General features: G+C 48.0%; 2 protein-coding genes and 1 pseudogene. All 3 read left to right on the forward strand.

Going from position 1 to position 6,000, the window contains the following annotated elements; genetic code table 11:
* The first annotated feature begins 345 nt into the window (after positions 1–345).
* The 3 genes and pseudogenes from OGW16_RS16385 to OGW16_RS16395 all read left to right on the forward strand — a co-directional run bounded on the left by OGW16_RS16385 (position 346) and on the right by OGW16_RS16395 (position 5,946).
* Entirely contained in the window at positions 346–876 is a 531-nt protein-coding gene (locus OGW16_RS16385) for a hypothetical protein (RefSeq protein WP_193144953.1), read from the forward strand.
* A 315-nt stretch (positions 877–1,191) separates the two neighbouring features.
* Positions 1,192–1,263: pseudogene (locus tag OGW16_RS26385) on the forward strand (ESPR domain-containing protein); the annotation flags it as partial.
* 603 nt (positions 1,264–1,866) lie between these two features.
* A complete protein-coding gene (locus tag OGW16_RS16395; protein WP_502873975.1) occupies positions 1,867–5,946 on the forward strand; it encodes an autotransporter outer membrane beta-barrel domain-containing protein in 4,080 nt (1,359 codons plus the stop codon).
* Positions 5,947–6,000: the final 54 nt, after the last annotated feature.

A 6,000-nucleotide genomic window follows, 5' to 3' on the forward strand; every position in this document is an offset into this window, starting at 1 on the left:
CTATTTTTCATTCCTGTCTTCGATATAGCAAATATCTCTTCCTTTGAAGCAATATTTACTATTTTCCCAATAGTTCGGTCAGGATCTGATCTTAACAACACAGTATGATCTACTGAAACGATGGTGGATTTTTTGTATTTTATATTTTACAGACTGTGCTGCCAGATATCTTTATGGCCAAAACATCTATAAATTAATTTTTTATTAGTATAAATAACTGACATTGTGCATGCCGATTATAATGAAGGTGTCATTTTAAAAGTAAATACATTACAAGATTTCTCATCTACAGTATCGATTTCTGAACGGAAATTCAGGAATTAGAAAACGACAGGAGTTATTGGTTTGCTGCAAGAAAAATATATTGTTTTTACTCAGGATACTTACCTTCGTTGTTCTATAGACGCTTTGATGCAAGCGAGTTTTACAGAGAAAATATTGTGTTTCTGCGATGTAGATTCATTTCCTACACTGGATGCGCTTTATCGTGCAATTGAATCAGTCTGTGCAGATACTAGAATAATCACTATCTCACGGGGATTATGGCTCTCCCGGTTACTTGGAACACTAGTTGATTTGGAAATGACAGATGATTTCTACAAGTGGCGTTTATGTATCTTCAGGGGACAAAAAAATCACTCCCGTAAGGTAATCGATAAAATACTAAGCATCAGACAACTTATGACATTAACCCGACGAGAGATATATGTTATTCATTTATTACTGGCTGCAAATAGCGTCAGCGAAGCTGCTAAATTAGCAAGAATTGACGTTAAGTTTTTCCAGGCGATAACAATCGCTATTGCGCGAAAATATAATTTACGTAATTCTAACGAACTGCACTTTTTTGTTCGTAAATTCATGCTGTGGAGTTAGCGTGGTAACAGCTATATGGAATTTATCTATACAAATCATTAACACTGCGTTGTCTTTGCATTAAACTGAAATGGTGTTAATGACTGTTTCTGTCATATAAGTAAGATAAAGTATCTATAATACGTCAAATTATCGATATAAATGGATGTTTTTGTGAGCAGGGAATAGTATCCGCCCCGTACAGGTTGCTCAATGTTTCTGCGGAAAAGACCAGAAAAGAGAGGATGCCTGTTGAGTGTCGTTATATTCATTGCTGTACCGCCATGATAATTAGCCAAAACACAAAGGCTTCGTGGTCTTATTCGGAAGGTGATTATGAACAAGATTTATCGTGTTATATGGAATTCGGCTCAAAATTTATGGGTTGTGGTTTCGGAGTTTGGTAAAGGTAAAACGAAAAGTAAAAGCACTACCCAGTTCTCCCCGAAATCCACCAGTTTGCTGTTTAATCTTAAAGCTGTTAGCACGGTTGTTACATTAATACTATCAGGGAACGTTAATGCGCTAGAAATCAATGGATATACTGAATTCAATTCATCAGATAGTATAAATGATGGTTTGCAATGGAACACAACCTCTACTGTGCAGGTAAATAACGGTGCGGATGTTATTATTACAGGTGGCAATCCAACAATAAATATGGCGCCACCTGCCAATGAAAATACATCTATATGGATCAATGGCGGCAGTTTAACAGCGGAAAATAGCGGTGCACTATTAATGGGAAATAATAGTATGCTGCAAATTGGTGGTTCCCAATTAGGAGGGTTGACATCGGAGCAATCCGGGGGGACTGCCGGTGTTATCTCTGCAGGTGATATTAAAACGAATACTGGCGCGACAGATGCGACTATCTGGATGTTTGGATCAGCGAATGCAATGGCTAGGTTAACTGCAGAAAGCATTAGTCTTACTGCAGATCATAATAGCATATGGCTGGCAAATCCCAGTTCTTCAGAGCAGGGTGCCGAAATTAATGTTACGGGTGACATGACCGTAAAAAACACCAGTGGCGGCACGTTCATGATGGTGGGCAATTCCCAGCTTAACGTGGGCGGCGATCTGTCTCTTGATACTACGAACGGTAGTTTTTTAGCGACTAACAATTCAACTTCGAATGGTATCAACGTTGGTGGCGATCTTACTTTCAGTAATAACGTTGAAATCAATAACATTGATGCTGTTAGTACTGCTGCAGGCATTTATTCAACGGTGGTAAATGTTGGTGGAGATATAAATGTTGTTGGTAAAAACGTAGGGGGTACGGGTCTTCAGATATTGAATGCAACAGGAACGGGCATAACGACGAATGGTGATTTCAATATATCGTCAGAAGTCGCTGACAACGTGACAAAAGTGATCCTGGGGCACGCTTCAAAAGTGACTGCTGAGAATGATATCACATTAAACAGTGTATCCGGCGGCGCTACCCAGCTTTATATTGGTGATGCTAAGTATGGTGCCCCTACCTCTATTGCTGCCAAGAGCATAGCAATGAGTGGCGATGGCCAGAATACGGTTATTTTCAATAACATCAATCAGGCTCAACCTGGTACTGAAGGCTATTTATTCAATATTGCGATTAATGGCGATGGCGCGGTGGAGCAACAATCAGGACATACTACTCTGGCTGCTGTGTCAAATTACACTGGTGGGACGGTAATTAGCGGTGGTTTACTTTCCATTGCGGATAGTAAAGCACTGGGAAGTGGTGTGGTATCTGTTAATACGGCTCCAAACACTAATACCGGACTGGATATTGCTTATGCTGATGGCAGTGCATTCAATAACATATTATCAGGTAGCGGTAATTCAACCGTATCTGGTAATGCCCAGATAACCGGTACTAACCAAAACTATGCGGGTAACTGGAACGTAACGGGCACTGCTTCAACGGATACCGCGGTGTCCTCTACGCAGAATAATTTCGGTACCGGTGATGTAAATATCAGCAGTGGCGGACGCTTGCTCGCGACAACAAACAATGGGTTCAGCTTTGATAATAAGTTAACCGGAGCCGGATATCTTGTTGCTGATAATAATGGTAATGCGTTTAACTTTAGCAATACCACGGGTTCTGAATTCGCAGGGAATGTGATTCTCAATAATAATCTGTTCGCATTAGAGGCAGACAATACGTCTGCGTTAACGAATGCCACGCTTACCGTGGGTACTGGCAACGCTACATCGGTTGGAACTGGAACACAAAACATTGGTGGTCTGGCCTTTAATGGCGGGACATTAATTTTTGGTGCTGTTTCTCCTGGCGATACGCTTAGCGATCGTTTCATTCAGACGGAAAACGATCTGAATTTAACCGGTAGCGGGCAAATTCAAATTAGTACTGGTGGCGATTTTGAGAACACGCCGCAGCATCCTGACACAACTTTACCTTTGCTCCAGCAGGATGAAGGTGACGTCCTGGTTAAATTGGCTGATAGCTACGGCACGGTTACAGGTAGTGCGGGGAATCTTAGCCTGGTCGATCAGAATGGTAATGTGGTTTCTAATGCCCAGACATCTCACATTACTCAGAATGGTGAGACCGTGGCAAATGGTGTTTACGATTATCGTCTGACAAGTGGTGAAAATGGCGATGGACTTTACATCAATTATGGTCTGACCCAACTCGAATTACTTGCGCAAGGGAATAATGCCCTAACCCTCAATGCCGAAGGGAATACCGGTAATGCCGCAGATCTCAGCGCCCGCGTGACAGGCACTGGCGATCTGGCGTTTGACAGCGCCAGAGGCCAGACGGTATCGCTGTCGAATATGGATAACGATTACACCGGTGTTACCGATGTACGCAGCGGCAACCTGCTGATGAAAAACGATAATGTTCTGGGACAGACCAGCGAACTGCGTCTGGCCGCTGATACCGGTTTTGACATGAACGGTTATAGCCAGACTGTCGGTAAGCTGACGGCGGCGGCTGACTCACTGCTGAACATCAATGGCGGTAGCCTGACCCTGGCGCAGGGCGGAACAGCCGACGGGATATTGACCGGAAGCGGCGCGCTGAACATCAATGGCGACACGCTGACCATCACCGGTGAAAACAGCACGCTGACGGCAAAAACGACCATTGCAGAAGGCGCGCGCGTGCTGATGAACACCACGCTGGGCCTTGGCACCGGCGATATTGTGGCGGCGGGAACGCTGACGATGAGCAAGGCCGCAGGCGCGCTTTACAACAGCATCAGCGATGCCGGACGGGTTGAACTCAGCGAAAGCGATGTCGCGCTGGTGGGCAACAACAGCGCCTTTACGGGGCAATTTGCTGTGGATGCGGATTCCCGGCTCACCGTGTTTACTGCAGAAAATCTGGGCAGCGCAGAGGTGAGCAACAGCGGTTCACTGGTGCTGAACAGTAATACCGACTGGCAGCTTAATAACGATGTTTATGGTAGCGGGGACGTGACCAAGCTGGGAGCCGGCTCCATTACCGTCGGCGATAACGCCGCCTGGACGGGCAAAACGGAGATTGAGCAGGGCGGCCTGGTACTGGGGGACGGCACATCTCCGGTCACGCTGGCCAGTAGCGAAGTCAACATTGCGGCTGCGGGGATGCTCTCGGGCACGGGGGGCGTTGCAGGTCATGTGAATAACGCCGGTGTGCTGCAGGTGGGAACCGGGACCGGCGACAACCTCCTGTTCACGGTGGGGGGCGACCTGGTTAACAGCGGTACCCTCGCAACCGGTGTGAATGGTCAGCAGGCCGGTAACCAGCTGGTGGTCAATGGCAATTATACGGGGAATGGTGGGCATCTTTCCCTGAATACCGCGCTGGGGGATGACAATTCCGTTACGGATAAGCTGGTGGTGAAAGGCGATACCAGTGGCACCACCTCCGTCAGCGTCACCAACGCCGGTGGGAAAGGGGCCGCCACGATTGATGGGATCGAAGTTATTCATGTTGATGGCGCATCGGACGGTGAGTTCACCCAGGCTGGCCGTATTGTGGCAGGGGCATATGACTACAGCCTTGGGCGCGGTCAGGATGAGAACAGCGGCAACTGGTATCTGACCAGCGGCAAAACCAATCCGGATCCCGAACCAAATCCGGATCCGGATCCCGATAAAGATCTGCGCCCGGAAGGCGGCAGCTACACGGCTAACCTGGCGGCAGCCAACAACATGTTCGTCACCCGTTTGTACGATCGCCTGGGCGAAACGCAGTATACCGATGCCCTGACCGGCGAGCAGAAAGTCACCAGTATGTGGATGCGCCACGTTGGCGGGCACAACAACTGGCGTGACGGCAGCGGCCAGCTGAAAACCCAGAGCAACCGTTATGTATTGCAGCTGGGAGGCGACATTGCGCAATGGAGCCAGAACGGACTTGACCGCTGGCACCTGGGCGTGATGGCGGGCTACGGGAACGACCACAGTAACACCCGGTCATCACGCACGGGTTATCGTTCCCGGGGTTCAGTCAATGGCTACAGTACCGGCGTGTATGCCACATGGTATGCCAATGATGCGTCGCATAACGGCGCCTGGCTGGACAGCTGGGCTCAGTACAGCTGGTTTGATAACAATGTTAAAGGCGATGATCTGCAGGGCGAGTCATATAAATCGAAAGGGGTGACCGCCTCGCTGGAAATGGGATATGCCCAGAAAATGGGCGAATTTGCCGGCAGTCATGGCACGCTGAATGAATGGTACATCCAGCCTCAGGCGCAGGCGGTCTGGATGGGCGTGAAGGCGGACGATCATCAGGAAAGCAACGGCACCCGTATCACCAGCAACGGTAACGGCAATGTACAGACCCGGCTGGGCCTGAAAACCTGGATTAAGAGCCATCATCAGATGGATAACGGTAAAGAGCGTGAATTCCAGCCGTTTGCCGAACTGAACTGGCTGCACAATTCACGAGATTTCAGTACGACCATGGACGGCGTGAATGTTCGTCAGGACGGGGCGAAAAATATCGCCGAAGTAAAAGTGGGTGTGGAAGGACAGGTGAGTCCGCGTCTTAATCTGTGGGGCAACATCGGGGTCCAGGCTGGCGACAAAGGCTATAACGACAGCGCTGCGATGGTCGGTGTGAAATGGAACTTCTAAGCTGATTCTGCCGGGCAAGTTCAGCCAGACTGGCATATGTCAGTCTGGTTATTT

Origin of the sequence: Citrobacter sp. Ce104, from assembly GCF_030334595.1 — a bacterium.
GTDB classification, from domain to species: Bacteria; Pseudomonadota; Gammaproteobacteria; order Enterobacterales; family Enterobacteriaceae; genus Citrobacter; species Citrobacter europaeus.